General features: G+C 66.3%; 16 protein-coding genes and 1 pseudogene. 5 read left to right on the forward strand and 12 right to left on the reverse strand.

Annotated elements, in window-relative coordinates; genetic code table 11:
* Window positions 1–2,311 (forward strand): transcription-repair coupling factor (gene mfd, locus H7841_14750; GenBank protein MEO5338132.1); only part of this gene is annotated, 2,311 nt, incomplete at its 5' end.
* 163 nt (window positions 2,312–2,474) lie between these two features.
* Complete coding sequence (locus tag H7841_14755; GenBank protein MEO5338133.1) at window positions 2,475–2,858, forward strand: hypothetical protein; 384 nt, start codon at window positions 2,475–2,477, stop codon at window positions 2,856–2,858.
* 162 nt (window positions 2,859–3,020) lie between these two features.
* Here the strand turns inward: H7841_14755 and H7841_14760 are convergent, their stop codons facing one another.
* The 4 genes from H7841_14760 to H7841_14775 form a co-directional block, all read right to left on the reverse strand.
* Window positions 3,021–3,713 carry a DsbA family oxidoreductase gene (locus tag H7841_14760; GenBank protein ID MEO5338134.1) on the reverse strand — a complete coding sequence of 231 codons (693 nt, stop codon included), beginning with the start codon at window positions 3,711–3,713 and terminating at the stop codon, window positions 3,021–3,023.
* Between the two features lie 87 nt (window positions 3,714–3,800).
* Entirely contained in the window at window positions 3,801–4,646 is an 846-nt protein-coding gene (locus H7841_14765) for an OmpA family protein (protein MEO5338135.1), read from the reverse strand.
* 312 nt (window positions 4,647–4,958) lie between these two features.
* Window positions 4,959–5,675: a transaldolase gene (locus H7841_14770; protein MEO5338136.1), complete on the reverse strand. Its 717-nt coding sequence runs from the start codon at window positions 5,673–5,675 to the stop codon at window positions 4,959–4,961.
* Window positions 5,676–5,756: 81 nt separating this feature from the next.
* Window positions 5,757–6,734: an NAD-dependent epimerase/dehydratase family protein gene (locus tag H7841_14775; GenBank protein MEO5338137.1), complete on the reverse strand. Its 978-nt coding sequence runs from the start codon at window positions 6,732–6,734 to the stop codon at window positions 5,757–5,759.
* A gap of 238 nt (window positions 6,735–6,972) precedes the next feature.
* Between H7841_14775 and H7841_14780 the strand changes: the two genes are divergently transcribed.
* On the forward strand, window positions 6,973–8,754 hold the full coding sequence (locus tag H7841_14780) for an ATP-binding protein (protein ID MEO5338138.1): 1,782 nt from the start codon (window positions 6,973–6,975) through the stop codon (window positions 8,752–8,754).
* 45 nt (window positions 8,755–8,799) lie between these two features.
* Here H7841_14780 and H7841_14785 read toward each other — a convergent pair whose 3' ends face one another.
* Window positions 8,800–8,982 (reverse strand): hypothetical protein, encoded by a 183-nt coding sequence (locus H7841_14785; GenBank protein ID MEO5338139.1) that lies wholly within the window; start codon window positions 8,980–8,982, stop codon window positions 8,800–8,802.
* A 96-nt stretch (window positions 8,983–9,078) separates the two neighbouring features.
* A pseudogene (locus H7841_14790) lies at window positions 9,079–9,201 on the reverse strand (IS256 family transposase).
* A 427-nt stretch (window positions 9,202–9,628) separates the two neighbouring features.
* On the opposite strand from H7841_14790, the gene H7841_14795 reads away from it, so the two are divergent.
* On the forward strand, window positions 9,629–10,207 hold the full coding sequence (locus tag H7841_14795) for a DUF1013 domain-containing protein (GenBank protein MEO5338140.1): 579 nt from the start codon (window positions 9,629–9,631) through the stop codon (window positions 10,205–10,207).
* A 28-nt stretch (window positions 10,208–10,235) separates the two neighbouring features.
* Here H7841_14795 and H7841_14800 read toward each other — a convergent pair whose 3' ends face one another.
* The gene (locus H7841_14800; protein ID MEO5338141.1) at window positions 10,236–12,461 is read right to left on the reverse strand and encodes an adenylate/guanylate cyclase domain-containing protein; all 2,226 of its coding nucleotides are present in this window, start codon (window positions 12,459–12,461) and stop codon (window positions 10,236–10,238) included.
* A gap of 156 nt (window positions 12,462–12,617) precedes the next feature.
* Between H7841_14800 and H7841_14805 the strand changes: the two genes are divergently transcribed.
* Window positions 12,618–12,827 carry a hypothetical protein gene (locus H7841_14805; protein ID MEO5338142.1) on the forward strand — a complete coding sequence of 70 codons (210 nt, stop codon included), beginning with the start codon at window positions 12,618–12,620 and terminating at the stop codon, window positions 12,825–12,827.
* Window positions 12,828–13,204: 377 nt separating this feature from the next.
* Here the strand turns inward: H7841_14805 and H7841_14810 are convergent, their stop codons facing one another.
* The 5 genes from H7841_14810 to H7841_14830 form a co-directional block, all read right to left on the reverse strand.
* Entirely contained in the window at window positions 13,205–14,458 is a 1,254-nt protein-coding gene (locus H7841_14810; protein ID MEO5338143.1) for a hypothetical protein, read from the reverse strand.
* Entirely contained in the window at window positions 14,452–16,572 is a 2,121-nt protein-coding gene (locus H7841_14815; protein MEO5338144.1) for a VWA domain-containing protein, read from the reverse strand. Before H7841_14815 ends, H7841_14810 begins: the two co-directional genes overlap by 7 nt.
* Window positions 16,569–17,561, reverse strand: coding sequence for a VWA domain-containing protein (locus H7841_14820; GenBank protein MEO5338145.1), 993 nt, complete (start codon window positions 17,559–17,561; stop codon window positions 16,569–16,571). The genes H7841_14815 and H7841_14820 overlap by 4 nt, the downstream gene beginning before the upstream one ends.
* Window positions 17,558–18,022 (reverse strand): DUF4381 domain-containing protein, encoded by a 465-nt coding sequence (locus tag H7841_14825; GenBank protein ID MEO5338146.1) that lies wholly within the window; start codon window positions 18,020–18,022, stop codon window positions 17,558–17,560. The genes H7841_14820 and H7841_14825 overlap by 4 nt, the downstream gene beginning before the upstream one ends.
* Window positions 18,015–18,512, reverse strand: a 498-nt coding sequence (locus tag H7841_14830; GenBank protein MEO5338147.1) for a hypothetical protein, incomplete at its 5' end; no start/stop codon positions are given. The genes H7841_14830 and H7841_14825, both read right to left, overlap by 8 nt.

Below are 18,512 nucleotides of genomic sequence, written 5' to 3' on the forward strand. Positions count from 1 at the left end.
GGCGGCGGGGCGGCGGGTGGCCCTGGCGACCTTCACCCAGGGCTCGCGCGACCGCCTGGCCGCCGTGCTGCGCGAGCACGGACTGGACGCCATGGCCGCCGTCGATTCCTGGCAAGACGCCATGGCCTTGCCGCCGGCCCTGGTCGCCCTGATCGTGGTGGGCCTGGAAAAGGGATTCGCCACCCCCGACATGGCGGTGATCGCCGAACAGGACGTGCTGGGCGACCGCCTGGTGCGGCCGCGCCGCTCGCGCGTGCGGCCGGAAGACGTGATCGCCGACGCCTCCAGCCTGCTGGAAGGCGATCTGGTGGTCCATGCGGACCACGGCATCGGCCGCTTCGACGGGCTGGAGACCATCTCGGTCCTGGGCGCCCCCCACGACTGCCTGCGCCTGATCTACGACGGCGGCGACAAGCTCTACCTGCCGGTGGAGAACATCGAGCTGATCGGGCGCTACGGCTCGGAAACGGCGGGGGTCCAACTCGACAAACTGGGCGGTGCGGCCTGGCAGGCCCGCAAGGCGCGCATGAAGCAGCGCATTCGCGAAATGGCCGCCGAACTGATCCAGGTGGCCGCCGCCCGGGCGCTGCGCCAGGCGGCGCCCTTGCCGCCGCCGGAAGGCCTGTTCGACGAATTCTGCGCCCGCTTCCCCTATACCGAGACCGACGACCAGCGCCGCGCCATCGAGGAGACCATCGAGGATCTGGCGTCGGGAAAGCCCACGGACCGGCTGGTCTGCGGCGACGTGGGCTTCGGCAAGACGGAAGTCGCCCTGCGCGCCGCTTTCGTCGCCGCCCTGGGTGGGCGCCAAGTGGCGGTGGTGGTGCCGACCACGTTGCTTTGCCGCCAGCACTTCAAGACCTTCCGGGAACGCTTTCGCGACCTGCCGGTGCGCATCGAACAACTGTCCCGTCTGGTGAGCGCCAAGCAGGCCAAGGAGATCAAGCGCGGCCTGGAGGAAGGCACGGTCGAGATCGTCATCGGCACCCACGCCCTGCTGGCCGGCGACCTGCGCTTCAAGGACCTGGGGCTGCTGATCGTCGACGAGGAACAGCACTTCGGCGTCGCCCACAAGGAGAAGCTCAAGAAGCTGAAGTCCGACGTCCACGTGGTGACCCTGTCCGCCACCCCGATCCCCCGCACCCTGCAACTGGCCATGAGCGGCGTGCGCGAGATGAGCATCATCGCCACCCCGCCGGTCGATCGCTTGGCTGTGCGCACCTACGTCATGCCCTTCGATCCGGTGGTGATCCGCGAGGCCGTTCTGCGCGAGCGCTATCGGGGCGGTCAGACCTTCTACGTCTGCCCGCGCATCGAAGACCTTGATGGCGTTGCGGCCCAGATCAAGGGTTTGGTCCCTGAAGTTAAAGTGGAACTCATGCACGGCCGCATGCCGGTGCGCGAGATCGAGGACAAGATCGCGGCCTTCGCCGACGGCGGTTTCGACGTCCTGCTGTCGACCAACATCATCGAATCCGGCCTCGACATGCCGGCGGTGAACACCATCGTCATCCACCGTGCCGACATGTTCGGCCTGGGCCAGCTCTACCAGTTGCGCGGCCGGGTGGGGCGGTCCAAGCAGCGGGCCTACGCCTACCTGACCCTGCCGCCGCGCCAGAAGCTGTCCAAGGCCGCCGAACGGCGCCTGGAGGTCATGCAGACTTTGGACACCTTGGGGGCGGGATTCACGCTGGCCAGCCACGACCTGGACATCCGCGGCGCCGGCAACCTGCTGGGCGAGGAACAGTCGGGCCACATCCGCGAAGTCGGCATCGAACTGTACCAGCAGATGTTGGAAGACGCCGTGCGCGAGGCTCGCGAGCACGGCCAGGGCGGCATCATGGAGGAAGACTGGAGCCCGCAGATCGGCGTCGGCATGCCGGTGCTGATTCCCGACGGCTACGTGGCCGATCTGGCGGTGCGTCTCGATCTTTATCGCCGCATCGCCCGCCTGGCCGATCCGGCCGATATCGAATCCTTCGCCGCCGAGATGATCGACCGCTTCGGGCCCTTGCCGTCCGAAGCCGAGAACCTGTTGAAAACCGTGGCGGTCAAGCAGTTGTGCCGCCGCGCCGGGGTGGAAAAGGTGGAGGCCGGTCCCAAGGGAGCCGTGGTGGCCTTCCGGCACAATTCCTTCGCCAATCCGGGCGGTCTGGTGGCCTGGCTGCAAGGCCAGGCGGGCACCGCCAAGCTGCGCCCCGACCACAAGCTTGTGCTGATGCGAAATTGGGAGACCCCCGCCGAACGCATGGCAGGCATTCACCGGCTGTTAGGCGACCTGGCGGCCTTGTGTGCCACAAAATCGCCTTGATATCAGTGCATTGTAGGAAGATCGCAGAGGGGAACGCCCCCGTTAACGAGTTGTTGAAACTACCCGTGCGATGATGTTATATGGAACCTGGATGCTGCGGTGCAGCAAAATACACAGGGAAGCGGTGGTCGGGGGATGACCGCAGCCCGGAAGGACCGAAACGATGAACGACATCACCAACGACGTAACGATGGCTCGCACGGCCAGCAACGAAGACGGGACGGCCAACTTGGCTTGGTTCCCGCGCAAGGAGACCCCAATGATCAATCTCGAGTTCAGCGAAGATGAACTCCAGTGCTTCGTCGAACGTTTCGACGAGACGCCGGGCTGGGCCCGGTGGGAACGGGTGAGCGGCAACAACGGCCGCGACCTGATTATCGTTCACCTGGACGCGCCCGCGGGGGCGACCGTCCGCCTGGCCAAGAGCGAATCCGGCGCCTACATGGCCAACGGCTTCGGCGATTGGGGCCTTACGGTCTGCAGCACCCTGCCGGAACTTCTGGACGCCATCAATCCGGCCCTGCTGCCCGCCAGCCGCGTCGCCTGATCCATCCGCCTTTCCCCGATTCGCAAGCCCGCTCCGCCCTTCCCGGAGCGGGTTTTTGCGTCTTGCGGGAATGAGGGGGTGCCGTCAGCTGCGCTTTGGCCGGGCATATCGACCGGCGCGGCGCGGTCGGCTACCTGGAGCCGCTGCCGAAGCTCAGGTAGGTCACGGGCGCGACATGCCGCCTTCGGATTCGGTGAGGGTGAAGCCGCTTTCGCGGGCGACGCGGGACAGGTCGAGCATGCGGACAAGAACCTGCTGTTCCTGGGCGCCGGAAATGGCGAGTTGGCCGTTGAACATATACGACGGCACGCCGTTGATCCCCAGGCGGTGGGCGCGGGCGTTCTCGTCGTAGATGGCCGTCACGTCCTCCTGGGAGGCGAAGAGGCGGCGCAACTCGCCCCCGTCCAGCCCCAGGCCCTCGCCGATGGCGACCAGCACGTCGCGGTCGCCGGTATCCAGCCCTTCCAGGAAATAGGCGCGGAACAGGGCCTCCACGGTGTCCGCCCCCCGGCCGGTCAGGGCGGCGCGGCGCACCAGCCGATGGGCGTCGATGGTGGATGGCGTGCGGCGGATGCGTTCGAAGGCGAACGGGATGCCGATGGATTCTCCGGCCGTGACGATGGCGTCGAAGACGCGCTTCAGGCGAGCCTCGCCGCCGAACTTGCGGGTCACATAGGCCGTCCAGTCCATGCCTTCCTGGGGCATCTGGGGATTTAGCAGGAACGGATGCCATCGGCGCACGGCCGGGATGGCCGGCCGTTGGGCGAGCGCGGCCTCAAGCCGTCGCTTTCCCACATAGCACCAGGGACAGATGGCGTCGAAGACGACGTCGATGACCAGGGGTTGGTCCTGCATGGACCGGTTATAGGAGCGCCGGCCCGAAAAAGGAAGGGGCGCGGCCCCCGAAGGAGCCGCGCCCCGAACCTTGGCCGTCGGAAGCGATTACTTGGAGAAGGTCACTTCCACGCGACGGTTCTTGCCTTCCTTCACGTTGTCGCCGGTGGCGACACGGGGGGAAGCCTCGCCATGGGCGGAGGTTCCCACCTTGCCGACCACGCCACCCTTCTTCAGGGCGGCGGCGACGGCCGAGACGCGGGTCTTGGCCAGCGCCTCGTTGTAGGCGGTGGCGCCGGAGGTATCGGTGTGGCCCTTGAGCATCACGGTCGCCGGCTTGTAGGCCTTGGAAGCCTCGATGATCTTCTTCACCGTGGCCTGGGCTTCCGCGTTAAGCGTCTTGCCGTTGAAGTCGAAGAAGACGTCGAAGGGACCGGGCACCGGAACCGGAGCCGGAGCCGGCGCGGGCTCGGCCTTCTTCTCGGCCACGCACTTCGGCATGTTCTCCTCGAAGCCCTTGCGAGCCATGGCGATGTGATCCATCTGCCAGCCTTCCTCGGACTGCTCCATCCAATGCTCGAGCCAGGTCTGGGCATAGGAACAGGCGACGGGCTGGCTCTTCTGGGCGCCGGCGGCCAGGGCGGCCTTCAGCTTCTCGTGACCGGCCTTGATGTCGGCGACGTCGACCTTCAGCCCACGATCGGTGGGGGGCTGGGGAGCGACGGCCTGACCCATGGCGGCCATTTCGGCGCGGCTGGCGAAGAAGTCGACGGAACGCCAGTCGCCCTCGCCCACCTCGAACTTGGCGCGATCGATGTAGTGCTTGTGCAGGGCATTGGCGAAGGCATCGCCCTTGCTCGGCATGGTGGCGATTTCATTGACGTTGTAGGTACCGCAGGCACCAAGCAGAAGCGCAGGCGCCACGAACGCCGCGGCAATCACGGCCTTCCTCATGTTGTACATCGTAACCCACTCCAGTCGAAGGATGAAAAGGATGATTTCTTGGCTCGGACGCTCTCCCCGGTATGCCGGAGATGTTGAAGTCACGTAGGGCGTCGGCCCTCCACCTGCAAGGCACTTCGGGTGGGAATAATGGAATCCGGGCCCCCACCTTTTTGTAACTGGACAAAACTATACCCGATGATGCACCGGGCCCATAGAGGATTTTCCGGGAATGGATCGAATCCTCCAAGGTGTTTCACGTTTACCACACACAGTCGTCACGGTGCGTAGGAATCTAGGGAGTTTTCCCAAGTTCCTCGACGGCTAAAGGAAATAGCCGGCACGACGAGCGTCGTCATGGAACATCCGCACGGTTTCCAGCGAGTATTCCGCCAGATCCTTGCCGAACAGGTGCATCTTCTCCAGCAGGTCGGATGTCACGGTGATGACGTGGCAGCCGATGGCGTCGGCTTGCACGATATTGAGGACTTCGCGCGGGCTGGCCCAGATCAACTCCAAGCCGGGGTGTGCCGCCAGGATGGCCAACGCCTCCCGCATCAGGGGCAGGGGGTCGCGTCCCGAATCGGCGATGCGGCCGGCGAAGACGGAAACATAGCCCTGGGGAGTGCCGGACAGGGCCTGGGCGGCGACGCGGACTTGCTCCACCGAAAGGATGGCGGTGGCATTCACCCGGACGCCCCCGTCGGACAGGCGGCGCAGGAGGGGCGCGGCGGAGTCTCCCCGCGTATTGGTGATCGGGATCTTGACCGCGACATTGGCTCCCCAACTGGCGATGTGCAGGGCCTGGCGTTCCATTTCGGCGAAGTCGTCGGAGAAGACCTCGAAGGAGACCGGTCGGTCGTCGACCAAGTCCACTACCTCCCGGGCGAAGGCCTCGTAGTCGGTCACCCCGGCCTTGCGCATCAGGGTCGGATTGGTGGTGAATCCGGCGATGCGCGAATCGGCGCAATAGCGGGCGATGGTCGATTTGTCGGCGCCATCGGCGAAGATCTTGACGCGGAGAGGGCTGGAAGCGGTCATGGCACGCCTTTCCCGTAAGGTTCGTCCATCATGCCGCGTTCTCGTTCCGGGGGCTGCGACCGGGGTCACAGAAGGGCATCGTCATAGGCGCCCCGCCCTGAGATCGGGGAGCATGGCCAGGATGGAATCCCGCAAGGCCTCGCGGGTCGGCCGCTGGCAGCGCCAGCCCAGCGCCTGGATGCGGTCGGTGGACAGCCGCACCACCGGAACGTCGCCCTTCCAGCCCCGCTTGCCGCCCGCGTAGCGGAATTCGACGGCGGCCGGGTCCAGGCCCAGGCATTCGACCGCCAGGCGGGCGATCTCGGCCACCGTCACGTAGTCTCCGGTGGCCACGTTGTAGGCGGCGAACGGGCGGGGCGCCTTGTCCTTGGCCAGCAGGACGGCGGAAACCACGTCGTCCACGTGGATGTAGGATTTGCTTTGGCTGCCGTCGCCCAGGATATCCAGGTGTCCGGGCTCCTTCAGCAGGCGGCGGGCGAAGTCGAAGCCCACGCCGTGGGTCTGGCGCGGCCCCACCACGTTGCCGAAGCGGAAGGCGGCCCCGGTCAGGCCGAACATGAAGGCGTAGGCGGAAATCATCGCCTCGCCGGCCAGCTTGCTGGCCCCGTAGGTGGACACCGGCAGCAAGGGCCCGTGGTCTTCGCCGGCTTCGGCCTCGCCCAGGTCGCCGTAGATGCCGCTGCCCGAGGCGTAGAGGATGCGACCGCCCCCGTTGATGCGTAGCGCCTCCACCACGTTATGGGTGAGCAGGGTGCCTTCGACGAAATCGACGGCCGGTTCGCTCGCCGCGCGGGCGATGTCCGGGTTGGAGGCCAGGTGGATGACCGTACCATGGCCGGCCATGGCCGCCGTCAGCCGGTCCAGGTCCTTGACGTCGGCCCGCACCACCGCCAGGCGGCCGTCTTTGCGATGGTCGGCATAATGCCATTCGCGGCCCGAGGAGAAATTGTCGTAGAGGGTGACGACCTCGGTCGCCGCGTCCGCCAGCAGGCGGTCGGTGAAATGGCTGCCGATGAAGCCGGCGCCGCCGACGATGAAATAGCGCCTGTCCGCCGTCATGGTTTCTTCCCCTGGCGAAGCTTTTCCCTTTCCATACAGGGCTTGGGCATGGAAAGTCGAGTCGGGAACGACTGCAGGGTGATCGGGTGAAGGCGGCCCCAGGATGTCTCGCCCGCAGACTGCGGGTGATGGGCCTGTTTGTTGCCTTGGGGTTCCTTCACCCCGTCAACGGACGTGACAGGCCGTCCCGACCGTCCTAATGTTGCAGGAAGCAGGGGCGTCGGCAATGGAGAAACCCATGTCGCTGGGGCTGCGCACGAGAGTCATGATCCTGATCGCCGCGGCAATGGTTCCCGCCGCCGCCGTGGGTCTGCTCAATGCCTCGCGGGAAGCCCGCCACAGTCTCCACATGGCCTCCGAGCAGGTTGTCGCCCTGGCCCGCCAACTGGCTTCGGACAACGGACAGATGGTCGGCGGAACACGCGACCTGCTGGAAGCGGTGGCAACCTTCCCCTCCATCGAAAGCGGCAACCTGGAACACTGCCGCCGGGTCCTGACCCGCATGCAAGGTAAATTGCGACAATATGCAGCCTTCGCCGTCGCCAACCCCGCAGGTCTAGTGATCTGCAGTTCCCAGCCCCTGTCCGACCCGGTCAGCGTGGCCGACCATCCCTGGTTCCCCCGCGCCTTGGCGGGCGACGGCCTGACCGTCGGCGACGTAAGGCCCGAAGGGATCGCCGGAACCCCGGCGATCCATTTCGCCAGAGCCATCCGCGATCCCGGCGGCAAGCCCGTGGCGGTGGCCTTCGCCGCCTATGACATCGCCCATCTGCGCAGCACCCTCACCCACGCGGAACTTCCCGCCGCCGGCCACCTGAGCCTGGTCGACAGCACCGGACGCATCGCCTTTCGCAGCCCCGATCCCGAAAACTCGGTGGGCAAGTTGCTGCCCGACGGAGGAATTCTCCGCCCCATGCGGGAAGAAGGCGAGGGCGTGACGGAGGGTATGGGAGTAGATGGAAAGCGCCAGATTTTCGGTTTCTCGCCGCTGGGCGGAACCAGCGACACAGGCCTTTTCGCGGTGATTTCCGTCGAGCGCGACGAACTGATCGCCTCCGCGCTTGCGACCTTCTGGCTATCCATGGCGGTGGTGGCCGGGGTTGGCTTCCTTGTGGGACTGGTAGGATGGTTCGGGTCGGGTTTGTTGCTGCGCGATATCCGGCGCTTGGCCGGCACCGCGGAACGCTTGGCCGAAGGCGACCTGGCCGCCCGCGTCGCCTTCGATGGCGGAAGCCGCGAGATCGGCGAGCTTTCCCACACCTTCAACGGTATGGCCAACGCCCTGGAGACCCGCACCCGCCAGACCGAAACCGCGCTCGCCCGGCTCAAGCGGGCCAACGCCGACCTGGATCGCTTCACCCAGGTGGCTGCCCACGACCTGCGCGAACCCATCCGCCAGATGGTCACCTATGCCCAACGGCTGGAAAGGAAGCTGGGCGACCGACTGGACGGCGACAGCCGCGAGGAGATGGGTTTCATCGCCGAGAGTGCCCGGCGTCTGCACGCGGTCTTCCACGACCTGCTCGACTATGCCCAGACCCGCCCGCCCGAAGTGGCGGTGCCGGTGGACGCCCAGCAGATACTGATGACTGTCGTCCCCGATTTTCTGCCCGCCGTTGCCGAGCGGGGCGGCACCCTCGATTCAGAGCCTCTTCCGTCGGTAATGGCAGATCCCCACGGCCTGGAGGTGGTGTTCCGCGAAGTTCTCGACAATGCGGTGAAGTTCCATTCTCCCCAACGGCCGCCCCAGATCCGCATCACGACGGAAACCCTCGCCGGCTACGCCATGACCACGGTTGCCGATAATGGCATCGGATTCGACGCCGAATACGAGGAGCGCATCTTCAACCCCTTCGTCCGCCTGCACCCGATGGGACTCTATCCGGGCACCGGCATCGGCCTGGCCAAATGCCGCCGCATCGTCGAAGGCTGGGGGGGCGCCATCGCGGCTTCCGCGATGGCCGACGGAGGCTGCGAGATCACCCTCGCGCTGCCGACGATACCAACCGAAAACACCTAAATCCCCGCAGAAAGCAGGGCCTCCGAAGGCGCAGGCGCAATCCCGTCAGACCGAAATATCGATCCGTCCGCTGGCGACAGCCTGGGCGTTCTGTTGCGTGGCCTGTGCCACGACCTGCACAATCGCCTTGTCCGCCTCGTTCTGCTGCTTCAGCATGGCGACGTTGAGTTCCTGCCCCACCATCGCGCTCTTCATCATGGCGGCTTCTGCCACTCGTCCGATTTCCATGGCTCTACCTCCTGTAGCAACCAAGGCCGATGATAGCACGCCCAACCCGCGCGCACCAGTGTCGCCAACAGACGCCGGCCGACAGGTGATGGTCCCCATTTCGGCATTCAAGGCGCGCTCGGCAAAGGCCCTCTTCAAAGCATCGAGAAGCCCGTTCGGATCAAGGGCCGCTTTCGCATCGGCACCGCCTAGAAGGACGTCCAGGAGTTCATCGGGGATCGTCGGCTATTTTCTGGGATATCTTCTTCTCCCAGGCCCAGCCGCCGTTCCTGTTGCTATCCAAATAGTCGTTCCATGAATGACCAATGACACATACTACCGGCTCCCCTTTGATGAATGTTCCAGCGCGATCCGATTCTTTCCCGGTGCGGGAGGGAACGTTGTGTGTGGAATAGAGGTATATTTCCATATTACATCAAATGCATAAATTTCATAAATCGAACATGTGAGATTATATGGTCCTATATGCCAGAACTCGGAACGGCAGCAGAATGCCTGGGAGCGCGGGCGTGATGGGGGCGTTCGGTTCCCCGGGGACGAGGTGTTTGACCCAGCGCCCGCCGGGCAGTATATAAGGCCTCGTCGGGCGCCTTTGCGGCGCCCCCACTTCTTTCTGGTGTTCATCGGGAACGGGAAACAGGAGACCATGGCGCATCCCCTCATGCCCAAGGCCACGGCCGTCTGGTTGGTGGAAAATACCGCGCTAACCTTCGAGCAGATCGCCGACTTCTGCGGACTCCACGCCTTGGAAGTCCGGGCCATCGCCGATGGCGAGGTCGCGGCCATGCAGGGCCTGGACCCGGTAAACGCCGGCGAACTGACCCGCGACGAGATCGAGCGCTGCCAAGCCGATCCCAACGCCAAGCTGCAGCCGGCCCCCCTGGCCTCGGCGGAACTGCAGGGCAAGACCAAGGGAGCGCGCTATACCCCGGTCTCCAAGCGGCAGGATCGCCCGGATGCTATCGCCTGGATTCTCAAGAACTACCCCGAGATCAGCGATGCCCAGGTATCCAAGATGATCGGCACTACGAAGTCGACCATCCAGTCGGTGCGCGACCGGTCCCACTGGAACGCCACCAACATCAAGCCGCGCAACCCGGTGAGCCTGGGGCTCTGTACGGAAGCCGAACTGGAAAAGGCCATCGCCGTCGCCCGCGCCCGCGCCGGCACCGTCCATGGCGGCGGCGAAGCCGCGACGACCGCCACCCCGGAAGGCGAGGGATAGGGGCTTCCCGGCCTTCTCTTTTTCAGAGTTACTTGGTCTTCGCCACGTAGACGCCGTCCCATTCGGCGCCCGGTGGGTTCTGCTCGAACTCGGCGACGCGCTCGTCCATCATCTCGTAATAGCCGGCCATGTTGTAGCCGTCCATCAGGCGTCGGCAGTCGGCCAAGCGCGCCTTGGCTGCCGTCCAGTCCTGGGCGCGGTAGGCCGCCAGCAAGCCGTCATGGGCGGCCCGCAGGTCGCGATAGGCGGGCGACTGGGCGACCTGTTCGTCGCCCAGCAGGGTAAAGACCCGCACAGCCTCAGTCTTTCCCTTCACCTTGATCAGGTCCAGTTCGAGCGTGGCGAGGCCGGGTACCTGGGCCTGGGTGTTTTGGCCGAGCACGATATCCACGTGATAGGTCTTGCACTGGCCTTCCAGGCGCGAGGCCAAGTTCACCTCGTCGCCCAGGATGGAATAGTCGAAACGCTGATCGGACCCCATGTTACCGACCACCACATCGCCCGAGTTCACGCCGATACCAACCTTGAGCGGAATCATCTTACGGTTTTCCGCCGCCGCCTCGGCCGCCAGCTTGTCGTTTAGCGGTCCCATGGTGGCGTTCATCTCCAGGGCCGAGAGACAGGCGTGGCGGGCGTGGTCGGCATCGTCCAGGGGCGCGTTCCAGAAGGCCATGATGCAATCGCCCATGTATTTGTCGACCGTGCCCTTGCGTTCCAGGATCACGCCGGTCAGCGGCGTCAATAGCTTGTTGATCAGTTTGGTCAGGCCTTCGGCGTCGAACATCTCGGAAATGGTGGTGAAGCCGCGGACGTCGCAGAACAGCATGCTCATGTTCTTCTTCTCGCCGCCCAGCTTGAGCCGAGTCGGGTCCTCGGCCAACTGCTCGACCATGGCCGGCGAGAGGTAGAAACCGAAGGCCGAACGCACTTGGCGCCGCTGGCTTTCCTCGCGCGCGTAGCCGACATAGGTGAGCATCATGTAGAGCAGCATCACCGCGCCGGAGCCGAAGATCGGATCGAGCAGCATCAATTGGGTATCGAACATGTACCAAGCCCCGTAGACCGCCCCGCCGACGATGGCGAGGAATATGGCCAAGGTCCACTTGGCCCCAACCCAGGGGACCAGGATTATCATCAGAAAGCCGCCCCCCAGCAGCAGAAGAAGCTCCAGGCCGGCCGCGTAGTGCGGACGAGTCAGGATGGCGTTGTTGGCAACCGCCTCGATCAACTGGGCATGGACCTCGACTCCGGGCAGCAGCGGCTCGTTCGGCGTCGCCCGGATATCCAGCAGACCCACCGCCGAAGTACCGACGATAATCATCTTGCCCTTGATCAGTTCCGGGTCCGCCGTGCCGGTCAACACGTCCACCGCCGACACGTACTTGGCTTTATCCTGCTTGGAGAAGTAGGGCCAGATGCGACCCTTGTTATCGGTCGGCAGGGTGAAATCGCGGGTCACCCGGACCGCCCGGACGCCAGCCGGATCGGTTTCCACCAAGACGGTGGACCTCCCCATGGCGACGCGCAGCATCTCCACGGACAGGGCGCCGTAGAGGTCCTTGTTGTAGACGAAGAACGCCGGAACCCGCCGCACGATGCCGTCGGTTTCCGGCGTGATGGTGAACATGCCGTGCCCCTGGGCCGCCTGTTCGATCACCGGCACGTTGCGCACGATGTCGGGAAGGTGTTCGAGAAAGGATTCGAGGGGGGGCGTCCCTTCCTGGCTCTTGATCCCCACCGAACGCCGTATCGGAGGGCCGGCCTTGATCTGGCGGTCCTCCCAGAATCCGGACTGGCCGACCACCACGCGGTATTTCTTGATGGTCTCCGCCAGCACCGAGTCGTTTGACGGCAGAGCCTTCAGCTTTGCCTGGGTTTCGGGATCAAGCCCCTTCATGGTGCCGGCGACATTTTGGGGATTCAGCCGATCTTCCTCGGCGAACACGACGTCGAAGGCAACCAGGGCCGCCCCCATCTGGAACAGATTCTCCACCAGTTGCGCCACCGTGGTTCGCGCCCAGGGCCACTGTCCAACCACGGCCAGGGATTTTTCGTCCAGATCGACGATGGTCACTGGCTTCTTGTCCGGCGGGGGAATTTGCCGCGGCTTGAGCTGCTGGAAGTAGTCGAAGGTCTTCAGGCGAAGGAACTCGACCGGATAAGGATTGGTGATATAGGCGGCCACCATGGCGAAGAGCATCGCCACTCCCATCATCCGTTCGATACTGAACACGGATTTGAGAATCTTCCGCATGGCCGTCTCCCCTGGTCTGCGACGAGTCGGCTCACTCTACGCCGGCCCATTCCCCCCGACAAGGCGCGAAGACCCAGTTGCCAATCGGCTCCGCAAATGACAAATTCTCCGCACCTGGGTGGCATTCCGCCGCCCGGCGCAGAATGGAGAGTTCACGTGATCATGCGCAAGATCCTGGCGGCCTTCGTCTTCGCCGCCTTCACCGCCGGTTTCGCCATCGCTCCGGTCGCCGTCGATTTCTCTTCCGCCAGCCTGAAGGCCGCGACCGCCCAGGCTGCCGAAAAGAAGACCGAGAAGAAGGCCAAGAAGGAAAAGAAGGCCAAGAAGGAAAAGAAGGCCAAGAAGGAAAAGAAGAACGCGAAGTAAGCTTCTTTCCGGTTTGCCGATTGGAAACCCCGCGGAGGAGACTCCGCGGGGTTTTCCTTTGTCTGAAAAGGGTCGGAGCCGGCTGGGGGGGGCCGGCTCCGTGGGAAGAGGTGGTTCGAGGCCTTCGGGGGGAGAGGAGAGGGGATGAGCCTCTTCGAACCACCTGGGGTGCTGTCGTTTCGGGAGGAGATGCCTTTACCTGACCTTTCTTGTCCTGGGCGCCGTCCTCAACGATTACCAAGCAACGGCCATGCCAGCCAGGAAACGGCAAGGAAACACTCCCGCCACCACGTCAATTGATTTAATTTCAATGATATACGCCAACAAACCCCGAAACCGGGCCCGGCAAAATCTGCCTAGTAGCCGGCAAATTCGGCCTAGTCGTCGGCAGTTTTTTCCGGGACCATGTCTGGCAGGGACCGTCGGCGCGAGCGCCGATTCCGGGTTTCATCGCGCAAGACAGGGCTGAGATGGCGATAAGCCTCGTCTCCCGCCCAGGTTCCCGTCGGCCCGTAGAGCGCCGAATCGAGGGCATCCAGGGCGCGCGCCGATTCCCCACCCAAGCGCGACCCAAGGTCCCGCAGACCGCGAGGCGCCGGTTCCCAACGCACGGCGCCCCAGTCCAGCAGGGCCCGGCGGGCGGCTGCGGCATCGCCGTCACGGCAGGCCCGGGCGAAGCGACGGTGCGCCGCAGCCAACCGACGGCCGCGCACGACCCGCGGCAAGGAGAGAATGCGATCAGCCAGCCAAAGCGCCAGAAGCAACCCGAGGCCGATGCCCACCGCACCGGGCACCGGTGCCAAGCGCGCGGCGAGGCTCCCTGCGGGAACCGGCGAATCCGCCACCACCGCCGGTATGGAAACGACGGCCGGCCGGCTTGACGGCGCGATGGCGAAGCTCCGGCCGGAAAGACTCGCCTTCCGGGGCATGTCCTCCTCTACGTCCCACCACGGGATCACGATGGCCGGAACGGTGACCATTCCGGCCTCCTGCGGTATCCAAACCTGGCGTTCCACCCGGCGGCCGACGATGCGGCCGTCTCGTCGCTCGTGGCTGGCTTCGGCCTGCAGGCGCCGCATGCCGGGAAACAACGGAATCGGCGGAATCTGCGCCCCCGTCTGGCCGTCCACGATCACGGTCACGATGCGCTCCAGCGGCTCTCCGGCCCGGTGTGGCGGCGGCCCGATGCGCCATTCCTCGGCCAATTCCAGGGCCCGAGCAGGCAGCCACCAAGGGCCCTCCGCCCCAACCGGGCGAGGTCGCACGTCGAGAACCATGGGCTCGCCCTTGGCAAAGGCCTCGCGACCGCTGAAGACGGGCGACGGTATCTCCAGGCGACCGCTTCGTTGCGGAAACAGCCGATAGCGACGCTCGATCATCTGCAGGGAGCGGCCGTCGCGAATCGCCTCCACCGGTTCGTCCTCGCCCGAGAATTCCACCACCGCTCCCGGCACCTCCAGATCGAAGAAGTAACCGGTCTGGAAGCTCGACGACCGATAGAGCCGCACCCGATAGGCCACCTCGGCCTGCACGTAGGGCCGCAGGGGCGAGGCTTCCGCCTCGACGAACGGGTCAGCCGCCCCCACCGGCCGGACGAGAAGGAGAAGAAGCAGGCCGAACCACCTCACCATGGCCTCCCCGCGGCTCCGGAGGCCCGGGACCTTTCGGCATCGCGCCGGAATTTCTCGCGCAGCAGGCCGCCGGGATCGTCCGAAATGCGAGCCAGCCACTGCTCCATGGATTGGCGCATCTCGGGCGCCATCTTGCGGCCGGCGTCGGTGGGATCGGCGAGGCGCTCGTCCTTGACCTGCTCTTCCATCCTTTCTCCTTGGGTGCCTCCGGACAGCGGCTCGTGGTCTTGGAGAAGGGACTTGTCCTCCTCCGGCTCGCCCCCGGTCTCCGGCCGGCGTGTCCGGCCATCGGCCGGCGCGCCGACCGCTTTGCCCAAAGTCCTCGCCGCAAGGCCTTCCTTCGACATATCCGCCGGCGGGGGCGCAAAGCGATCATCGGCCGGCGGGACCTTGGCGTCGTCCGGTGGCGCCTCGCCCGCCGACGGGGCCTCGCCGGGACGAGTGCCGGGACGGCGGACGCTATCCTCGTCCTTGCCGCCGAACCCGGCTTTGCGGGAAGCCTGTCCAGTGCCGGGACCGGTTTCTCCTTCCCGATTTTCCTCGTTGCCGCCCAGGATGGCGCCGCCGCCCATGACCGCCCGGACGCCAGTCTCGGGAGTCCTTCCTTCGATGTCCTTCAGTTGGCGGTCACCGCCCTTTTCCGCCAGGAAGTCCTCCAGGTAGGGCTTGGCCTCCCCTTCCCGTCCCATCGCCGGCATGGCATTGCCGGGCAGGACCGAGGCCGGCGGCACGCGTTCCGCCCTGGCCTTCAATCCCGAAAGGACGATCTCGCGGTTCGTTGCCGCGGCCTCCAGGGCGGGATCGCGCCGCAATGCCGCGTCGTAGGCGGCAACGGCCTCCTCCCAGCGGTCCATCTGCACCAAGGCATTGCCTCGGTTGTAGTGGGCGGCGGCCGAATCCTGGCGTCCGAACAGGGCGGCGGCCCCCTGGAAATCCTGCAGGCGATAGAGCGCCACCGCCCTCCAGAATGGATCGCGAAACAAGCGCTCGGCCGCCACCACGTCGCCCCGATGCATGGCCGCCAGCCCCTTCTGGTCGTCGTTGCGCCAAAGGTCGGACCATTCGAAGGCCTGCGCCGGCGCCGCCGCCGTCCAGCCGGCCAGCACCGCCGCCCCCAACCAGCCGCGCCGGAAGGCCAGCGCGGCCAGCGGCAACAACAGCAGGACCAGCCAGGGGCCGCGATCCTTCCAGACCGTCGCTTCGGGCCGGCTTTCCTCCCGCCCCCCCTCCCCGACCGCGATGAAACGGGCCGGCGGCACCAGGGCCGCCAGGTCGGCATCGCCGGCCCCGGCAATAGCGAAAGCCCCTCCTCCCGCCTGGGCGACGGTCCGGAGGGCGGTGGCGTCCAGGCGGGTCTCCACCGGACGGCCGTCATGAACCAAGGCGTTGCCTTCCGGCAAGGGGATCAGCCCGCCCGCCGCCGTCCCCACCCCCAGCACCGAGACCCGCAAGCCCTCGCCGCCCAGCCGCCTCGCCACGGCGGCGGCTTCGGCGGCGCCGTCGCTGCCGTCACTGACCAGCAGCACCTCTCCCTCGCGATTGCCGTTGGCCCGGATCTGTGACCAAGCCACATCGAGGGCGGCGCCGGCCGCCGTGCCTTGCACCGGCATCAGCGCCGTCTCAAGGAACGGCAGCAGGCTGCGGATCAGGGCCATGTCCTCGGTAGGCGGCATCACGGCATGAGCGGTACCGGCGAAAGCCACCAACCCGACCTCGCGCGGCGGAAGGCGCTCCAGGAAGGCATCGAGCTTGAGCCGCGCCAGCCCCAGACGCGACGGCATGACATCTTGCGTATCCATGGACCTGGACAGGTCGAGCGCAATCACCAGAGGGGGCGTATCGGAACGGAACTTGACCGCCGGCAGGCGCGACCAGGTCGGCCCGGCCAGGGCCAGTGCCGTCAGGACCCATCCTGCCGTCACGAGATGGAAAGGCAGCCGGCGAGCCTCGCCCTTCTCCTGGCCGATGGCTAGGCGGCGCAGCAGGGGAGGATCGACGATCCCGACCCAGGGGTTGCGTAGCGGCAGCACGCGTAGCCAAAGTATGGCCAGCCAGACCAGGGGCACCAGCGCCAGCAGCCAGGCGGGACGCAGGAAATGGAAATCGCCGATCATGCCTCTCCCCTCCGCCGTCCGGCCCCGCGCCAGGCGATCCCGAGACTGAGCGCCAAGGCGACGGCCAGAGGCCATGGATACAGCGGCGTCGCCGTATAGTCGTGGATCGCCTCCCCCAGGGCCGGTTCCAGTTCGTCCAGCCGGGCATAGGCTTCCCGCAGTCCCTGGGCATCGAGGGCGTGGAAATAGACCCCGCCGGTCTCGCGGGCGACGGCCTCCAGGACTTCGCGGTTGAAGTCGTTGGCGCCCCCCGTAGACCAGACACCGAATGGATTGGGCGCCGCCACGTCCTCCCGTCCCACGCCGATGGTGTAGACCCGGATGCCCAATTCCGCCGCCATCCGCGCCGCCTGCCGGGGCCCCACGGCGCCGGCATTGCTGGCCCCGTCGGTCAGGGCCACGATGACCCGGCTTTCCGCCGGACGCTCGCGCATGCGCTTGATGGCCAGGCCGATGGCATCGCCCAAGGCCGTGTATTCTCCGGCCAGGGCGATCTCGGCTTCCTCCAGCAACGCCTTGACGGTGTTGTGGTCGTGGCTCAGGGGCGCCCGCAAGTAGGGCTGGGCGCCGAACAGGATCAGACCCAAACGGTCGCCGCCCCTTCCTTCGACGAAGCGGCTCCCCACCCGCTTGACCATGGCCAGGCGGTCCAGCTTGCGGCCGTCGGCCTCGAAATCCATGGTCCGCATGCTGCCCGAGATGTCGATCGCCAGCATCAGGTCGCGCCCCGTGGACGGGAGGGCACGGGAATCGCCGACCCACTGCGGCTGGGCGGCGGCGGACAGCAGCAGCAGCCAGACGAGGTGGGCCGCGTTCAGCCACCGGCGGCGGAGGCCCTTGCCTCCGCCTTCCGCCATCACCCGCAGCCGGCCGAAGAAGGGTACCCGCAGGGCGACGCCTGGAGAACGGCGGGCCGCGGGAGCCCATTGCCGCACCAGCCAGGGCAGCGGCAGCAATAGAAATATCCAGGGCAGGACGAGCCGGATCATGTCCGCCCCCCGATCCACTTGCGGGCACGGGAAATCAAGGCACGACCGCGCCGCAGGTCGCCCGGAACCGGCAGGGGCGGCCGATAGGGCAGGTCGGCCAAGTCGTCGAAGCCCGGCCCCAGGAAATCGGTCCAGGCTGCACCGGTCAGGCTGGCGACTTCGGTACGCGGATGGCGCGCCAGGGCAACCCGGCGCAGCAACACGGACAGGCCGGCCGCCAGGGCCGTCAGATCCCGTTCGGCGAAGAAGACCGCGTGCAGACGGTTCAACTCGGCGACGGCCTCCCGCCGCAGGGAGCCACGCCGATACCACCACCAGCCGAGAAATCCCGCTGCCGCCGCTCCCAATAGCCCGGCCAGCCACCAGCCGATGCCGGGGGGCCAGGCGGAGACGTCCTCCGGAACCACGATGTCGCGCAGACGGTGGGCCAGCCGGAAGGTCGTGTCCAGCCGCTCAGTCATGGCGAACCCTTCCCCGCACCGCCGCGGCCAAGCGGAACAAGCCATCCCGCAAGGCCTCGCCCACCGGCTGCTGGGTGCCCAGCGGGGCGAAGCGAATGTGCAGGCGCCGACAGAGCACCTCGGCCCGTTCGCGCCGACGGGCGAAATCGGTCCGGAAGGCGTCCCGCAACCCCGGCGAGCCGGTATCCACGGCCAACAGGCTTTCGCCGTCGCCGAAGACATAGCGCCCGGACGGCGGAAGGTCCGCTTCCAAAGGGTCCCAGACGAACAGCACCGCCAGATCGTGGCGTTCGGTCAGCGCCGCCAGATTTTGTTCCGCCGCCTCGTCCAGGTCCGAAAAGTCGCTGGCCAGCAGGACCAGGCTGCCCGGCCGCGCCAAATGGCGAAGCCGCGCCAGCGCCTCGGCAAGGCCCGCTTCCGCCGGTCGCGGCTCGGCCCGCGAGGCACGTTCGAGCAGACGGAACAGGCCCAGGGCGCCGCTCCGCCCGGT

The organism is Magnetospirillum sp. WYHS-4, assembly GCA_039908345.1.
In the GTDB taxonomy this organism is placed as follows: Bacteria; Pseudomonadota; Alphaproteobacteria; order Rhodospirillales; family GLO-3; genus JAMOBD01.